The organism is Allomuricauda sp. ANG21, assembly GCF_040705235.1.
Lineage (GTDB): Bacteria > Bacteroidota > Bacteroidia > Flavobacteriales > Flavobacteriaceae > Flagellimonas > Flagellimonas marina.
Genome location: NZ_JBFCVT010000001.1, coordinates 424,936 through 441,323 on the forward strand (window position 1 = coordinate 424,936; position 16,388 = coordinate 441,323).

The window sequence follows — 16,388 nt, forward strand, 5'->3', positions numbered from 1 at the left end:
GAACAAAAATCCATTAACTTATATCCATGAAAAGAATTTTATTCTGTTTAGCATTTTCCATCCTGATTTTGGCTTGTAAAAATGCCGAAAAACAACAAATTGAAAATGCTCAACCAATCATCATAAACCCTAAATTAGATTTTAAACCTAATATTGTTTGGATTGTTGCCGAAGATTTAAGCCCTTACATTCCAGCCTTTGGAGATAGCACAATTGTAACTCCATCACTCAACAAATTAGCAGCAGAAGGCGTTTGCTATGACAATTTTTTTTCACCCCACCCTGTTTGTGCGCCTGCGCGCTCTTCCATCATCACCGGAATGTATGCCAACAGTATAGGTGCCAGCCATATGCGTACAGGGCCTTGGTTCAGTGACACTGTTTCAGAAGAAGTTATCAATAATTACGCATCCAAACCCGCAGAGAGTATCAATTATGAGGCTGTACCCCCGGAAGAAGTAAAAATGTTCACAGAATACCTTCGCACCACGGGATACTATTGCACCAACAACAAAAAAGAAGACTATCAATTCAGGAAAACAATGACAGCCTGGGATGAGAGCAGTGACGCCGCGCATTGGAGAAACCGACCGCGCAACACTCCTTTTTTCTCTGTTTTTAATATTGAGGTGACCCACGAATCCAGAATTTGGTCAAAAGCGAATGATTCACTGTGGGTGGATAAATACTTGGAAGTTTCAGTGCCGCCCTACCTTCCCAACACGGAAGTGGGCAAAAAGGATGTTAGGCGCATGTACTCCAACATTTTGGAGATGGACAATAAAGTAGGGCAAATCTTAGAAGCGTTAAAATCAGATGGGCTCCTAGACAGCACCATTGTGGTATGGTACACGGACCATGGAGGTCCTTTGCCACGACAAAAAAGGGTACTGTATGATAGCGGGCTAAAAGTACCCATGATCATTCGTTTTCCCAATGGGGAGTTTTATGGACATAGGGATAATCGCATTATCAGTTTTATCGACCTAGCTCCTACCACGCTTTCCTTAGCCGGAATTGAGCCTCCGCATTACATGGAAGGCAAGGCTTTTTTAGGCGAGTATATGCGGAACAATGAACCTGAATATGCGTTTGGCGCGGCTGACCGATTCGATGAATTTACCGATCACATGCGCTCAGTACGGGACAAAAGGTTCAAATATATCAGGAATTATGAACTGGATAAACCCGTATATTCAGACGTAGCGTATCGAAAACAAATGCCCATTATGCAAGAACTGCTTCGATTGAAAGAACAAAATCTATTGACGCCTGAACAAACATTATGGTTTGCCCATCCAAAACAAAAAGAAGAACTCTACGACCTAGAGAATGACCCACACGAGTTAAATAACCTTGCCCAAAACCCAGAATTTCAGGAGCAATTGGAAAAAATGAGACGGGCCTGTACCGATTGGATTGAACATATCGACGATACAGGGCTACAGCCTGAAAAAGAACTCATAGAAAGTTTTTGGCCCAATCAACAACAACCTTTGACTGCTGCTCCAGAGTTGGAGTTTGCGGATGGATTGCTACATATTTCCTGTGCTACCGATGGTGCATCAATAGGGTATCGGTTTGAATCGGATGCCCCTTGGAAAATCTACAACGGACCAATTCCAGTGCGCTCTGACCAAAAGATTGAAATTGTTGCACATCGTATTGGTTTTAAGCGAAGCGAAACCATAGGTTTTACACCTTAACGAAAACGAATCTTTAAATTATTGCAAAGATACAATCAGTCTTCTTGCGAATAGTTTTCACCAACCTGATCCAACACTGCAAGGAAAGTAGCAAAATCTGAAGGCTGTAAGTTTTTAACAGCCAGCTTTCGCAATTGATGCGCTTTGGGCATAACCAAATCTATGACCTCCTGCCCTTCCGGTGTCAACTCCAGTTTAAACCGTTTTTGATCCCCATCAAAACGGGTTTTACCTACCCAACCCTTGCGCTCCAATCCACCAATTACGCGTGATGTGGTAGCTCTATTTCGAAAATTGCTCTGCACAATGTCCCGCTGACTGGCTTCATCACCCAACTCATAAATCCGGTGCAAAATTACCCACTGCTCAATGGTCATTTCCACGTTCAGTTCTTCAAACGTCCGCAAGTAGGCATTTTGGATTTTTCGGAGCACTAGGTCAAGGTGCAATCCAATTCCCTGTATTTCATCTATGTGGTTGAGCATTTGTAAACGATTAGCACAAAAATAGGGATTCATTTTATATGACAATCCAAGGCTTACCAGCATCCTATGCCAATTTTAACCTAAAATTTGGTATAGAAACCCTTGTTGTGTTCCAAAAAAGATTATTTTTGTTGCATTAGCAACAATATTCAATCCAACATATAAAAATCTACTGAAATGGAAACAGAAACTCTTCCAAAATCATCGAACAAAGCCCAAGATTTTATGCCAATAAATGGCACGGACTACATTGAATTGTATGTGGGCAATTCCAAACAGGCTGCCCATTTTTACAAGACTGCTTTTGGTTTTCAATCATTGGCTTATGCTGGATTGGAAACTGGATTAAAAGACCGTGAAAGCTACGTTGTGGTCCAAGATAAAATCCGATTGGTACTTACCTCTCCTCTTAAAAGTGGTACTGAAATTGGGAAACATATAGACAAACATGGTGATGGGGTAAAAGTTGTGGCCCTATGGGTAGATGACGCCACCTATGCGTACAATGCAGCTATTGAAAGAGGCGCCAAATCCTACATGGAACCCAAAGAAGAAAAAGATTCAACCGGAAAAGTGGTCCGTTCCGGCATCTACACCTATGGTGAAACAGTACATATTTTTGTGGAGCGAAAAGAGTATGACGGTATTTTTCTGCCCGGTTTTAAAAAATGGGAGACTCCAGAATTCAACCCCGCACCCACAGGACTGAAATTTGTTGACCACATGGTCGGCAATGTAGGTTGGAACAAAATGAACCATTGGGTTAATTTCTATGAGGATGTATTAGGTTTTAAAAACATTCTCTCTTTTGATGACAAGGACATTTCCACCGAATACACCGCTCTAATGAGCAAGGTGATGAGCAACGGCAATGGACGTATCAAATTCCCGATCAATGAACCCGCCGAAGGCAAGAAAAAATCGCAAGTAGAAGAGTATTTGGATTTTTACGAGGGGGAAGGCGTTCAGCATATTGCCGTGGCCACAGATGACATTATAAAAACCGTCCGGGACCTCAGAAGTCGTGGTGTTGAATTCCTTCGCGTGCCTGACACCTATTATGAGGTAGTTGGGGAACGCGTAGGGGAAATTGATGAGGACATTGCCCCATTAAAAGAGCTGGGTATTTTGGTAGACCGTGATGATGAGGGCTACTTGCTTCAAATTTTCACCCGACCTGTGGAGCCCAGACCTACAATGTTCTTCGAAATTATCCAAAGAAAAGGCGCACAATCCTTCGGAAAAGGTAACTTTAAGGCACTGTTCGAAGCCATTGAGCGTGAGCAAGAGCTTCGGGGCACATTGCATTAATCATAGTTATGAGTGTTGAGTTATGAATTTTTTGAACTCTGAACTCTGAACTCCTAACTCTAAACCTAAAGAAAAATGCCTATTTATCATAAACTCGGGAAAATTCCGCAAAAGCGGCACACCCAATTTGAGAAACCCAAGGGCGGACTTTATTACGAGCAGCTTTTTGGCACTATCGGATTTGATGGGATGTCCTCGCTTTCCTACCACATCCACAGACCTACTCAGGTTAAGGAAATTGGGAAAGCTTTGGATGTGAGTCCAAAAATTGCTGTGGAAAAGAACATTACCAGCCGTAAGTTCATCGGTTTTGACGTAGCACCCAAAGATGATTTTTTGGAGGCACGAGAGCCACTTTTGGTAAACAATGACGTTCATGTAGGATTGGCAGCTCCACAAAAATCCGTTACGAGCTATTTCTACAAAAATGCCGATGCGGATGAAATGCTCTTTATTCACAAAGGTTCGGGAACCTTAAAAACCTTTTTGGGAAACATTCCTTTTGAATATGGGGATTACCTCATCATTCCGCGTGGGATGATCTATCAAATTGAGTTTGATACAGAGGAAAACCGCATTTTATATGCTGAATCCTTTCACCCCATTTATACCCCAAAACGCTATCGAAACTGGTTTGGGCAACTATTGGAGCACTCCCCCTTCTGCGAGCGGGATTACAAATTGCCACAAGACCTTCAAACCTTCGATGAAAAGGGTGAGTTTTTGATGAAAATCAAAAAGCAGGGCATGTTGCACCAATTGGTCTATGCCACACATCCTTTTGATGTAGTGGGATGGGACGGTTACAACTATCCCTACGGATTTTCCATCCACAATTTTGAACCCATAACGGGGCGGGTACACCAACCACCACCGGTGCACCAAACTTTTGAGACCGGTGCTTTTGTGGTGTGTTCGTTCTGTCCGAGACTTTACGATTATCACCCAAAATCCATTCCAGCACCGTACAATCACTCCAACATAGATTCGGATGAAGTATTGTATTATGTGGATGGTGATTTTATGAGTCGTAAAGGAATAGGTCCAGGCTATATTTCATTGCATCCGGCGGGAATTCCCCACGGGCCGCATCCTGGCACTTACGAGGCCAGCATCGGCAAAAAAGGAACAGAGGAATTAGCGGTGATGATTGATACTTTTAAGCCTTTGAAGGTTACCGAGAACGCCCTGAAAATTGATGATGGCAAGTATTACAAGTCGTGGTTGGAGTAGAACTGATGAATTTAATGTCATTTCGAAATGAGCGTACCGATTGAGAAATCCAAAATTGAGATTTCTCACTTTGATTTCGACTGCGCCTGTCTGCCGACAAAGGCAGGCTCAATCTGACAGTTCGAAATAACTAAAATAGACTCCCATTTCCATGGGAATGGCATAAACGTTTTTTGAATGATCATAGAAATACCTGAAAACTCAGATTTTTCCATTCATAATATCCCTTTCGGGATTTTTTCCACACAGGATAGAAGTCCTCGCGTTGGCGTAGCCATTGGAGAACAAATCCTTGATTTGGCTGCTTTAGCTGAGTTCGATGTCTTTGAGTTCAACACGGCCTTGCTGGAAAAAGACACTTTGAATGATTTTATTTCGTTGGGAAAGGAAATCACCACAAAGGTCAGAAGAAAGATTCAGTATTGGCTCAAAGACGATAATTCCGTTTTGGCCGGAAAGCCCGAACTCTTTGTAAAGCAATCCGAGACACAAATGCACATGCCGGTCTCCATTGGCGATTATACCGATTTTTATTCCAGCATGGAGCACGCCACCAATGTGGGAAAAATGTTCCGTGACCCCGAGAATGCTCTTTTGCCCAACTGGAAGCATATACCCGTAGGGTATCACGGCAGGGCAAGTTCAATAATTGTGAGCGGACAGCCCATCCATCGTCCCAAAGGCCAAACTATGCCCAATGGTGTGGAATCTCCCATTTTTGGACCAACAAAACGTTTGGACTTTGAACTGGAAATGGGTTTTATCTGTGGAAAAGACACTGAATTGGGTGAATCCGTCCCAACAAAAGATGCAGAAGACTACATCTTCGGGCTGGTTTTGTTCAATGATTGGTCGGCCCGGGATATTCAAAAATGGGAGTATGTGCCACTGGGTCCGTTTTTGGGGAAGAATTTCGCTTCATCCATATCGCCATGGGTTGTCACTTTGGAGGCTTTGGAACCCTTCAAAATAAAAGGACCAAAACAAGAACCCAAAGTACTGCCGTATCTTCAATACAAAGGAGAAAAGAACTATGACATTCATCTAGAAGTGGGCATCCAACCGGAAAAAGGCGAAGAAACTACAGTTTGCTTTAGCAATTTTAAACATATGTACTGGAACATGAGTCAGCAATTGGCGCATCATACGGTAAATGGTTGTAACATCAATGTGGGGGATATGATGGCTTCGGGAACGATTTCGGGACAAGAAGAAAACAGTTTTGGCTCCATGCTCGAATTGTCTTGGGGAGGCACAAAACCCATCCCACTGAAAGATGGAACCGAGCGCAAATTTATAGAAGATGGTGATACGATAACGATGCGGGGTTATGCCCAAAATGGCGATATTAGAGTCGGATTTGGCGAAGTCACCACTAAAGTATTGCCGGCTAAATAATCTAGGTGGTTGAGCGTAGTCGAAACCACTGTGAATTTAATGTGACATCGACTACGCTCAGTCACCTTTATAATAATTAAATAGATTTCCACCTTCGTGGAAATGATATAGAATAGAATTGATGATCAAAACCTTAGATCCAAAAACGTTATCCCAACCAGAACTTTATAGTATCATGTCCACTGCCATTGCGCCGCGGCCCATTTGCTTTGCGAGTACAATGGACAAGGAAGGCAACGTGAACCTAAGCCCTTTTAGTTTTTTCAACATGTTCAGCTCCAGTCCACCGGTTATGATATTTTCACCGGCCCGAAGCGGTAGGGACAATTCCCTAAAACATACCCATCAAAATGTGGTGGAAGTGCCCCAAGTGGTTATCAATGTGGTGAACCATGCCATGGCCGAGCAAATGTCGCTCTCGAGCACGGCGTATGACAAAGGGGTGAACGAATTCGTGAAAGCAGGTTTTACCCAAGTCCCAAGTGTAAAAGTGAAACCGCCACGTGTGGGCGAAGCTCCCGTATCTTTTGAATGTACCGTTTTGGAAGTGGTTGAACTGGCACAAACACCGGGTGCCGGAAACTTGGTCATTGTGCAGGTTGATATGATCCATGTAAACGATGATTACTTTACCAATGGGGTGCTGGACACCGAAAAACTGGATTTGGTGGGCCGTATGGGTGGCAACTGGTACATCCGGGCCATCAGGGAATCGTTGTTTGAGATTCCGAAACCCATCCGTACCCATGGCATTGGTGTGGATGCCTTGCCCAAAGGCATTCGGGAAAGTACGGTGCTTACCGGTAACAATTTAGGTCGCTTGGGAAATCTGGAACGTGTACCTTCTACGAAGGAAATAAAAGCGATCATTGAGAAGGAAGGTTTAGAAAAAGCTTCCAAGTCCGAGTTGCATACCCTGGCCCAACAACTTTTGGAGGATGGTTATACAGAAAAGGCGATGGCGTATTTGTTATATGCTGAAAGTTTATAAAATTCGAAAAAGATGTCGGAAAAGAAATCTTACTGCTGTGAAATGATGGAAAACAACACAGCATTTAATTGTGAATTACACATAGATAAATATGAATGCCCAGATACTTTGATTGACTACAATCCAAAATCAAATTATTATTCAATTATTATCCATGACGGTGGAACTTCAGGAATTGAAATCAACTTTTGTCCATGGTGTGGAACTAAACTTTAAAATTAGTCAACACTAAAGTTTGAACAAACCATGAAAAAAACCATCGAATCCATATTTAAACCCCATTTGGTTCCCAAAGAGGTCTATAAAGGCGGAAAGAATATACCGGCTTCCCTTAAAAAAATCTATAAGCTTTCTTCCAACGAGAATCCTTTGGGCGCATCGCCCAAGGCCATCGCTGCCATGAAAGCTGCCTTGGACAAAATAGATGTTTACCCAGACCAGACCGATATTCGTTTGCGTGAAGCACTGGCCCAAGATTTTGAGGGTCAACTGGCTGCTGATCAATTTTTATGTGGCAATAGCGGTTCGGAGGTGATAGATATAATCCTGCGGGCTTTTCTCAATGAGGGTGACGAGGTGATTTTTTCCAATCCCTGCTTCCTGCCCTATTCCGTTTTTTCCCGTTGGTATGGTGCTAAACAAATTGATGTCCCGCTATTGGCTCCCAACTATGATTTAGATGTGGAAAATATTTTAAATGCCATTACAGAACGGACGAAAATCATCTTTTTGACCAGTCCCAACAACCCAACGGGAACTTATATTCCCAAAGCGGTATTGGATGATTTTTTCAATTGGGTTCCCAGAAATATTGTTATAGTGTTTGATGAGGTGTATCGCCATTTTGCCGATGCTGAGGATTACGTCACTGCATTGCCCTATGTTTTGGAAGGCCACAATGTCATTGGACTCAACAGTTTTTCCAAAACCTACGGTCTCGCAGGGCAGCGTATTGGGTATGGGTACACCACAGCCACTATTGCCAACTATGTTCGCTTGATCCAAAAACCATTTTTGTTACCCTTAACCTCAATAGAAGCGGCCATTGGAGCGTTGAACGATACGGAATTCATAGCTGAAACTGTGAAAACGGTGAGAGAAGGCAGAACGTTTATCGCCAAAGCATTTGATGAATTGGGCATTACCTACTGGCCAACCCAAGCCAATTTTTTTATCATTGACCCGCCCTTTCCCGAAATGGAGTTCACGGACAAGATGATGGAGGAAGGCATTATGGTCAGACCAGTTTCGCAATTTGGAGCCCCGGGAAAGGTGCGGATCACCATTGGCAATAAAGAAGCCAATGAGGCTTTGGTTAACGCGTTGCGGAAAATAATGGGTGCGTGACCATCATGCTGAATTTAGTTCAACATCCATGTAAAATGAATGTCAGTTCGAGTTTTTCCAATAGGAAAAGTATCAAGAACTGCTTTCTTTTTTTTCCCAGTTTAAATTCTTGATACAGTTTTTTGTTCCACTCCAAAAACCGCTCGAATTGACAAGGTTACTTTACAATACAAACCTGTAGGTTGCTTTCAACAAAAAGATATTCTGTGGCTTTTGACCAAAAATATTATCGCCCAAACTGGGTAAAAGTCCATTACTAGGGTCACCATCCCGGGATACATCTTGAGACCACACTAAAAATATTTCCGAACCTGGAATATACTCCCACCGAATTACCAAATTGGAACGAAACTGCACAAAAGAAAAATCGGGGTCATCAAAATTAAAGTCTTCAACGCCGTCCATATCCTCATCCACGGAATATACCCCATCAGCCAGTTCAACCTGATTGGAGCCGTAACCCATGAACCTATCTTCAAATACTTTTTCGGTTGGATTGGTGACATGCTTAAAATTGGAATATCGTCCGCGGGAAATAAAAGGTTGCCCCCAATATTGAATGGTTAAGTTGGGATTTATAGTATAGTTTAAGCGAACCGACATGCTCAAAGTCCGCTGGTCAATCTCCCCATTAAGATATCGTGGCGAACCATTGACAGCATCAAAATTATCTATGAACTGAAGTTTATCATGATTGATTCGCAGTGAGGGAAACGCAGAAATTCTCAGCGCGTTGATGGGTTGGTAGTTGATTCCGCCTTCCATATAATAGGATTTGTAGGAGTTGTCCAAAGCCTTTCTTCCATTATGGAAAAAAGCAAATTGGACTTTCTTACGGTTATCGGTTTCAATATTGTTCCAAAAACTTACCCAAGGTGATAGTCGTAATCTAGGTCCACCGCGAAGCGCAAAATTGGAATACTCAATGGGAGCATAGTTCAATCCAATATTCGTGAACCAGTTGCCCTTCCAGTTTTGCCAGCTATTAGTATTGAATTGCATGTAATTATGATTGCCCCCAAAATCCCAGGCCGTCCAATGATTGTAATTAATGCCGAATTGTCTGAAGGTCTTATCCGGTTTTAGGGTTCGATATCCAATCCAAGTGTAATGGCGTATATCATCAGATTGTCGTTGAAATCCAATATCGTTGAGTTCGAGCTCGGGGGAGCGCCAAGTGCCTCCACTTTCAAATCTAAAATTACCTTTGCCCAATTTTCCTATCTGAAGATTCCCGGCAGTCCCGGTTAAATTGGTTCGGGTTGAATCCAACTGTAGGTAATCGGCATCGACCCGTTGGAACAAGTGCGTAATGGACTCTTGGGTATTTTTGATGGCCTCAACGCCTCCTGTTACATGACTAAAGGTGACATTACCTCCAAAATACCAGTCCCTATTGTTCCATTGGTGTTTAAAATCCAAGCCTCCCGTAAACGCTGATTTGTGGAGAAAATTCAATTCTTCAGGTAGTTGCTCTCTGTTGGTAGCGGTAAAAATTCCACCGATATAGGAATTCCGGTCATTGAAATCCTTCTGGAGCCTACCCACAAAATAATTGGTCAAAGGTTCCACCATTTCCTTTCTAGGCCCCCCGTTATCGGAGACAATGGTGGCCGTTCGTTGAGCGGTAACACTTTCCAACACACCTATGGCCCAGCCATTTTTGGTCTTCCCACTGAATTTGGCTGCTCCAATGATGGGTGTATTGTCCGGTTGATCCACAAACTCACCATCATCAGTATCAGGATAGCCTTGTGGACTTCTTCCAATTCGTCTGGAATAAAAAATATTATCCGACCCGAAAGTGTTCCCAGCCTCAGACTGCGACACATTAAAATCGAAAATATTCTTGTTCTCCACAAAAAAGGGGCGTCGCTCTTGAAAGAAAATCTGGAATCCATCTAGAGCAATAGCAGAGGGGTCGGCATCCACTTGACCAAAATCCGGGTTAACGGTCAAATCCAACGTAAGATCATTGGTAATACCTATTTTGGCATCCAACCCTACTGTGATGTCATCTTCGCTTCCATCTTGAAAAGGGTTGCCTTCTTCAGGTTCGTAAGTCTCCGTCTTGGCCACGGTGTAGGGCTGTATTTCCAATTGGCGCTGCGGCTGAATATTCTTGAGACCGTGCAACTCTCCAAACTCGCTGGTCCATCCTGCTGCGTCTCGTGGAAGGCGTTGCCATACCGAACGCTCTTCATTCCTAAAATACCGGCGCATGATCTGCAATCCCCACACCTGATTCTCAGCCTGTCCAAACTTAATCTGGCTGAGCGGAATACGCATTTCGGCGGTCCACCCTTCTTCATCAGTATGGGTTTTCACATACCAAATAGGGTTCCAGCTATCATCCTCATTGTTGCCATTATTGGAACCAAGAACATCGCCCTTTACCCCAGCAGCTGTTACAATGAAACCGAAAGAGGTGCGCTTATCGTGGTAACTATCGATAAAAATACCTATCCAATCCCCTTCAAAACCGTCTCGTCTGGACAAGCGCTTTTCAATTTTGTCTGGTTCGGTGTCAAAACAGCGTATCCCTACGTACAATGATTTTTGATCGTACAGTATTTTAAAGGCTGACTGCTGCCCAGGTGGGGTGTTCTCATCGGGTCGTTGCTCTATGAAATTGTCGCCCCATTCCACTAAATCCCAGGCGGTGTCATTCAACAGCCCATCTATTTCAGGAGCATCTTCGGAATCCAAGGATTGGGTCATGTATATTTTTTTTGGAACTACGTTGGTGGAATCTTGGGCGTGATTGATTAAGGCATAAAAAGAGCAGGTGAGAAAAAGGCAGAATTGCTTCACTGATTTGTTGTTGATTGATTGATGTAACTGATAGACCCGTAAAAATTGGAACTGTTACATGACCAAATCCATTTAGGTTTTTTTTAACATTTCAACTACAGGATGAAGCCTGAATTTGAACCCATGAAACCGTAAATAAAAAAAGAGAAAAAATAATCCCAATCAACCGTTTGTAATTCAATCTAATAATTGTACATTTGCAGCCCGTTTATCGGGATAGGTTATTAAAATCAATATTTTTAGAGAAGTGGACACATTAAGTTATAAGACTATTTCCGCCAATAAAGCTACCGTTGACAAGCAATGGTTATTGGTTGATGCTGAAGGACAGACCTTGGGAAGATTGGCGTCAAAAGTAGCCAAGTTGCTTAGGGGAAAATACAAGACCAATTACACTCCCCATGTAGATTGTGGTGATAATGTGGTAATCATCAATGCCGAAAAAATAAATCTATCCGGCAATAAGTGGGATGACAAAGAATATATTCGCTATACAGGTTATCCAGGCGGTCAGCGTTCTGCTACTGCCAAAGAGGTTTTGGCCAAACACCCAGAGCGTATCATTGAAAATTCTGTAAAAGGAATGTTGCCCAAAAACAAGTTGGGCGCTGACCTTTTTAGAAATTTAAAAGTATATGCCGGTGCCGAACATGGTCAAGAAGCCCAAAAACCAAAAGCAATCAACTTAAACGACTACAAATAATGGAAGTGGTTCATAAGATAGGTAGAAGAAAAACTGCCGTGGCACGGGTTTATGTTTCTGAAGGAAAAGGAAACATCACCATCAACAAAAGAGACTTGAACGAGTACTTTACCACAGGTACACTACAATACAAAGTAAAGCAAGCTTTCACCTTGACCGATACCGAAGATGCTTACGACGTAAAAGTAAATGTTTACGGAGGCGGAATCACAGGTCAGGCAGAAGCTATTCGATTGGCATTGTCCAGGGCAATGTGCGAAATCGATGCTGAGAACAGAGGAATTCTTAAGCCAGAAGGTCTATTGACAAGAGATCCAAGAATGGTGGAAAGAAAGAAATTCGGACAGAAGAAAGCCCGTAAGAAATTCCAGTTCTCCAAACGTTAATATTTCGGTGCCTTTGGCACCACTATATAAGTTCATTGAAAACCCTGAAAATTGTTTCAGGGTTAAATTTTTAACCAAGTTGTCGTTGTTCCAAAAAGGAAAAAACAATTCGACTTTTTGGAATTTAGTTTAGCATCTAAATGGGCTGGGCGAACGTAGGTGACCACCATTCCATTGCTACTACAACGGAACGTAAACTAAGTACAAGAAATGGCAAGTAAAATTGAAGTAAAAGACTTACTGGAAGCAGGTGTGCATTTTGGACACCTAACACGAAAGTGGAACCCCAACATGGCGCCCTACATCTACATGGAGCGCAATGGTATCCACGTTATCAACCTTTACAAAACAGTAGCAAAATTGGAGGAAGCCAACGAGGCCCTTAAAAAAATTGCTGCCTCTGGACGTAAAATCCTTTTTGTAGCCACAAAAAAACAAGCCAAGGACATTGTTGCAGACAAAGTATCCAAAGTAAACATGCCGTACATCACCGAAAGATGGCCTGGTGGTATGTTGACCAACTTTGTCACTATCCGTAAAGCTGTTAAGAAAATGGCCGCCATTGACCGTATGAAAAAAGATGGTACGTTCAACACCCTTTCCAAAAAGGAAAGATTGCAAGTAGACCGTCTACGTGCAAAATTGGACAAAAACTTGGGTTCTATCGCCGACATGACCCGTTTGCCCGGTGCCATCTTTATTGTGGACACCATGCGTGAGCACATTGCTGTGAAAGAGGCTCAAAAATTGAACATACCAATTTTTGCCATGGTCGATACCAATTCTGACCCAAGACCTATCGATTTTGTGATTCCCGCCAATGACGATGCCGGAAAATCCATTGAAGCGATTTTGGAAGAAGTGACTAAAGCAGTTGCCGAAGGTTTGGCTGAGCGCAAAAATGATAAACAAGACGATAAGGAGGAAGAGGAAGAAGTAGTTGCAAAAACTGTTGTTTCTGATGACGATGATGACGATGTAGTTGAGAAAAAAGCACCAAAGAAAGCTAAGCCTACAGCTAAGAAAGAGGAAAAGCCTGCTGCCAAAAAAGAGGAGAAGGTTGTAGAAAAGAAAGAAGAGAAAGCTGCTGAGCCCGCTAAAAAGAAGGAAGCAGCCAAAGCAGACGACTTGACCAAAGTTGAAGGTATTGGACCTAAAGCTGCTGAAGCCATTGTAAACAGCGGAATTGCTACTTACGCAGAATTGGCCAAAGCTGACCCTGAGAAAATCAAGGAAATTTTGACCGAGGCCAGCTCAAACTTGGCCCACTTGGACCCTACTTCTTGGCCAAAACAAGCTAAAATGGCTGCAGATGGAAAATGGGATGAATTAAAAGAATGGCAAGACAGTGTAAAAGGGGGAGTTGAATAATTCAACCTTGATTTAACATTGTCCTAAACCAAAACACTTTAATAGTGTTTTACTTTACAATAATTTTTAAAAGCATAAAAAATGGCAAAGATTACCGCCGCTGAGGTAAATAAATTAAGACAGACCACCGGAGCTGGAATGATGGATTGTAAAAAAGCTTTGGTTGAGGCTGATGGTGATTTTGATAAAGCAATTGAAATTCTAAGAAAGAAAGGTCAAAAAGTTGCAGCGAACAGAGCTGACAGAGATTCTTCTGAAGGTGCCGCTATCGCAAAGGTAAATGATGACAACACCCAAGGTGTGATCATCTCATTAAACTGTGAAACCGACTTTGTTGCCAAAAACGAAAGCTTTGTGAAATTAGCCACAGAACTGGCAGACCTAGCTTTGGGCTTTGATAGTAAGGATGATTTCCTTGCGGCCTCTTTCAACGGCATGACTGTTTCCGATAAGTTGACAGAACAAACTGGTGTTATCGGGGAGAAAATCGAAATTGGCAGTTTTGAGAAATTGAGTGCTCCCTTTGTTGGATCTTACATCCACGCAGGTAACAAAATTGCAACTTTAGTTGGGTTGTCTGCAAACGTTGATGGTGCCGCTGAAGCCGCAAAAGATGTTGCCATGCAAGCTGCTGCCATGAACCCGGTTGCCCTTAACGAAGAAGGTGTTGACCAATCTGTTATCGACAAAGAAATTGAGATTGCCAAAGATCAATTGCGTCAAGAAGGAAAGCCAGAGGAAATGTTGGACAACATTGCCAAAGGTAAATTGAAGCGTTTCTTTAAAGACAACACCTTGGTGAACCAAGATTTTATCAAAGATAGTAAGCAGAGTGTAGCCCAATACGTGAAATCCGTAAACGGAGATTTGACCGTTACCGGTTTTTCTAGAGTAGCTTTGGGATAAGTATTTAAATATTACACATAAAAAAAGCACCTTTTTAAGGTGCTTTTTTTGTTTTTGGACTTTCTGTTATTTCGCTTTTATTAAGATATCACCATTGAACGTCTTGAACAGCAATTCAGGGCCACCACCATTGATCTTTCCCCTCACCCATTGTTCCAAGGTAACTTTATAACTTCCAGAGCCTTGCTTTTTATCCACTTCCGGCTTGCTTTCTGTTAGAGCCATATCAAAATCAGTATACACATCACCCATATCTGATTTTGCCTTTACGTTGGCCTTTAACGATTTTGGAAAAGTAACCTCTACATTCCCATTAAAGCTGCTGAATACCATATTCGCCGAATTGTCTATGGCTTTAAAATCAACCTTAACAACTCCATTGGTGGTATCTGCTGAAACTGCTCCTTCCACATTTTCAAGCGTAATGCTTCCATTAACATTACTGATTTCCAAATCACCCTTTACTCCACTTACGTCAATGTCCCCGTTGTTCACAGTACTCAACTTTAACGAAAAGCTATAGGGCACTTTTATTTCAAAATCAGTTTTTCGGTTCCATACTTCATTGTCTATCTCCACCACATTGTTGCTCTCCTCTGCACTTATGTTCAATCCCGATCCACCAATGCGTTTCATTCCATTTTTGGTTGAAGAGGAATTATCACCATCCATCACCGAAACTTTTACAATCACTTCCTTACCTTCATAACCTTCCACCGAAATGGAACCACTGATTTGATCTAGTTCCAATTTGCCCGCTTTGCTAGGATTGCTCAAAGGCACCGTAAATAAATCTATTTCCTTTTGTTGCCCTACTACTGCATTTGTCACAAGAAGTAGCATTACTATAACTATTGCTCTCATCATTTATATTTTTTTAATGAATACATCTCCATTCAAGGTTTCTATATCAAAGTCCACTTGCCCACTTCCAATTTGCACAACCGGATTGGCTTCAAACTTATACTTGGGTTTGTTGTTATCACCAGTATTTTTGCTTGTTTTTACAAACTGTTTGCTCACATCAAAATCGGTGTACATTTCCCCGTTCATAGTCTTAAAAGAAATATTGGCTGAAAGTGATTTCTGAAAGGCTATGGTGATATCTCCGTTTAGGGAATGATACATGGATTCCTCCGTAGGGTTTTCCGCATACGAAATGTCCACCTTACCGTTGATACAACTCACCTTTGTTTTCCCTGCAATATTGCTCAAACTGATTCCACCGTTGATGTTCTCCGCAATAATGGACTTGCTCCGGATGTTTTTTACATCAATGACTCCATTATTGACTGTGCTTACATTGACCTGTACCGTATTGGGAACCTTTATGGTAAAATTTAAATTATGATCGTACGGTATATCACCATTATCATTACACCAATTATACCGAAGCTTGTCGGTATCAAAATTGATATAGGGTGCATCCGGATGAAAAATGATGCGATTATCCTCCTGAATGATTTTGAGTTGCAACTCCTTCTTTCCCAGCTCCAAATCTTCCGAATTGCGCGCCATGATTTTTCGCTCCACTTCCAAAATGACCTTGCTCCCTTGGTATCCCTCAACATTTACCGACCCAAATACATTCTTCACCACCACCGTATTATTACTACTGTTACTAAATGGAAGTTCCTTTGTAATGGTCTCCTTAAACTCTTTTTGCTGTGCTTTTACACTTGGCGTCCATACCCATAGGCACAGACACAACATGACAACTAACTGTTTCATCTTTCT

General features: G+C 42.2%; 15 protein-coding genes. 11 read left to right on the top strand and 4 right to left on the bottom strand.

The features are described 5' to 3' along the window. Positions 1–26 precede the first annotated feature (26 nt). Positions 27–1,706, top strand: coding sequence for a sulfatase (locus AB1A65_RS02000; protein WP_366585095.1), 1,680 nt, complete (start codon positions 27–29; stop codon positions 1,704–1,706). A 35-nt stretch (positions 1,707–1,741) separates the two neighbouring features. On the opposite strand, the gene AB1A65_RS02005 is transcribed toward AB1A65_RS02000, so the two are convergent. Then, positions 1,742–2,191 carry a MarR family transcriptional regulator gene (locus AB1A65_RS02005; RefSeq protein ID WP_366585097.1) on the bottom strand — a complete coding sequence of 150 codons (450 nt, stop codon included), beginning with the start codon at positions 2,189–2,191 and terminating at the stop codon, positions 1,742–1,744. A 177-nt stretch (positions 2,192–2,368) separates the two neighbouring features. Between AB1A65_RS02005 and hppD the strand changes: the two genes are divergently transcribed. From hppD to AB1A65_RS02035, 6 genes are all read left to right on the top strand, one after another. After that, on the top strand, positions 2,369–3,502 hold the full coding sequence (hppD, locus tag AB1A65_RS02010) for a 4-hydroxyphenylpyruvate dioxygenase (RefSeq protein ID WP_366585099.1): 1,134 nt from the start codon (positions 2,369–2,371) through the stop codon (positions 3,500–3,502). Between the two features lie 75 nt (positions 3,503–3,577). Next, a complete protein-coding gene (locus AB1A65_RS02015; RefSeq protein ID WP_366585101.1) occupies positions 3,578–4,735 on the top strand; it encodes a homogentisate 1,2-dioxygenase in 1,158 nt (385 codons plus the stop codon). A gap of 177 nt (positions 4,736–4,912) precedes the next feature. After that, positions 4,913–6,133, top strand: a complete 1,221-nt coding sequence (gene fahA / locus AB1A65_RS02020) for a fumarylacetoacetase (RefSeq protein WP_366585103.1) — start codon at positions 4,913–4,915, stop codon at positions 6,131–6,133. A 121-nt stretch (positions 6,134–6,254) separates the two neighbouring features. Beyond that, positions 6,255–7,124: a flavin reductase family protein gene (locus AB1A65_RS02025; RefSeq protein WP_366585105.1), complete on the top strand. Its 870-nt coding sequence runs from the start codon at positions 6,255–6,257 to the stop codon at positions 7,122–7,124. A 12-nt stretch (positions 7,125–7,136) separates the two neighbouring features. Beyond that, positions 7,137–7,340: a hypothetical protein gene (locus AB1A65_RS02030; RefSeq protein WP_366585107.1), complete on the top strand. Its 204-nt coding sequence runs from the start codon at positions 7,137–7,139 to the stop codon at positions 7,338–7,340. 30 nt (positions 7,341–7,370) lie between these two features. Next, entirely contained in the window at positions 7,371–8,471 is a 1,101-nt protein-coding gene (locus tag AB1A65_RS02035) for a histidinol-phosphate transaminase (protein ID WP_366585109.1), read from the top strand. Positions 8,472–8,633: 162 nt separating this feature from the next. On the opposite strand, the gene AB1A65_RS02040 is transcribed toward AB1A65_RS02035, so the two are convergent. Continuing rightward, positions 8,634–11,192, bottom strand: a complete 2,559-nt coding sequence (locus tag AB1A65_RS02040; protein WP_366585111.1) for a DUF5916 domain-containing protein — start codon at positions 11,190–11,192, stop codon at positions 8,634–8,636. Positions 11,193–11,532: 340 nt separating this feature from the next. Between AB1A65_RS02040 and rplM the strand changes: the two genes are divergently transcribed. From rplM to tsf, 4 genes are all read left to right on the top strand, one after another. Further along, positions 11,533–11,988 carry a 50S ribosomal protein L13 gene (gene rplM, locus AB1A65_RS02045; protein WP_366585113.1) on the top strand — a complete coding sequence of 152 codons (456 nt, stop codon included), beginning with the start codon at positions 11,533–11,535 and terminating at the stop codon, positions 11,986–11,988. Continuing rightward, positions 11,988–12,374: a 30S ribosomal protein S9 gene (rpsI, locus tag AB1A65_RS02050; protein WP_366585114.1), complete on the top strand. Its 387-nt coding sequence runs from the start codon at positions 11,988–11,990 to the stop codon at positions 12,372–12,374. The genes rplM and rpsI overlap by 1 nt, the downstream gene beginning before the upstream one ends. A gap of 210 nt (positions 12,375–12,584) precedes the next feature. Beyond that, positions 12,585–13,745, top strand: coding sequence for a 30S ribosomal protein S2 (gene rpsB / locus AB1A65_RS02055; protein WP_366585116.1), 1,161 nt, complete (start codon positions 12,585–12,587; stop codon positions 13,743–13,745). A gap of 81 nt (positions 13,746–13,826) precedes the next feature. Then, complete coding sequence (tsf, locus tag AB1A65_RS02060; RefSeq protein ID WP_366585118.1) at positions 13,827–14,651, top strand: translation elongation factor Ts; 825 nt, start codon at positions 13,827–13,829, stop codon at positions 14,649–14,651. 66 nt (positions 14,652–14,717) lie between these two features. On the opposite strand, the gene AB1A65_RS02065 is transcribed toward tsf, so the two are convergent. After that, complete coding sequence (locus AB1A65_RS02065; protein WP_366585120.1) at positions 14,718–15,518, bottom strand: DUF4097 family beta strand repeat-containing protein; 801 nt, start codon at positions 15,516–15,518, stop codon at positions 14,718–14,720. Next, positions 15,519–16,382 carry a hypothetical protein gene (locus AB1A65_RS02070; RefSeq protein ID WP_366585122.1) on the bottom strand — a complete coding sequence of 288 codons (864 nt, stop codon included), beginning with the start codon at positions 16,380–16,382 and terminating at the stop codon, positions 15,519–15,521. It lies immediately after the preceding gene. Positions 16,383–16,388 lie beyond the last annotated feature (6 nt).

Bases quoted from the DNA above. Each gene is read 5' to 3' on its own strand.
- AB1A65_RS02000 (WP_366585095.1), top strand. From the start codon at position 27: ATGAAAAGAATTTTATTCTGTTTAGCATTTTCCATCCTGATTTTGGCT.
- AB1A65_RS02005 (WP_366585097.1), bottom strand. From the start codon at position 2,191: ATGCTCAACCACATAGATGAAATACAGGGAATTGGATTGCACCTTGAC.
- hppD (WP_366585099.1), top strand. From the start codon at position 2,369: ATGGAAACAGAAACTCTTCCAAAATCATCGAACAAAGCCCAAGATTTT.
- AB1A65_RS02015 (WP_366585101.1), top strand. From the start codon at position 3,578: ATGCCTATTTATCATAAACTCGGGAAAATTCCGCAAAAGCGGCACACC.
- fahA (WP_366585103.1), top strand. From the start codon at position 4,913: ATGATCATAGAAATACCTGAAAACTCAGATTTTTCCATTCATAATATC.
- AB1A65_RS02025 (WP_366585105.1), top strand. From the start codon at position 6,255: ATGATCAAAACCTTAGATCCAAAAACGTTATCCCAACCAGAACTTTAT.
- AB1A65_RS02030 (WP_366585107.1), top strand. From the start codon at position 7,137: ATGTCGGAAAAGAAATCTTACTGCTGTGAAATGATGGAAAACAACACA.
- AB1A65_RS02035 (WP_366585109.1), top strand. From the start codon at position 7,371: ATGAAAAAAACCATCGAATCCATATTTAAACCCCATTTGGTTCCCAAA.
- AB1A65_RS02040 (WP_366585111.1), bottom strand. From the start codon at position 11,192: ATGACCCAATCCTTGGATTCCGAAGATGCTCCTGAAATAGATGGGCTG.
- rpsI (WP_366585114.1), top strand. From the start codon at position 11,988: ATGGAAGTGGTTCATAAGATAGGTAGAAGAAAAACTGCCGTGGCACGG.
- rpsB (WP_366585116.1), top strand. From the start codon at position 12,585: ATGGCAAGTAAAATTGAAGTAAAAGACTTACTGGAAGCAGGTGTGCAT.
- tsf (WP_366585118.1), top strand. From the start codon at position 13,827: ATGGCAAAGATTACCGCCGCTGAGGTAAATAAATTAAGACAGACCACC.
- AB1A65_RS02065 (WP_366585120.1), bottom strand. From the start codon at position 15,518: ATGATGAGAGCAATAGTTATAGTAATGCTACTTCTTGTGACAAATGCA.
- AB1A65_RS02070 (WP_366585122.1), bottom strand. From the start codon at position 16,382: ATGAAACAGTTAGTTGTCATGTTGTGTCTGTGCCTATGGGTATGGACG.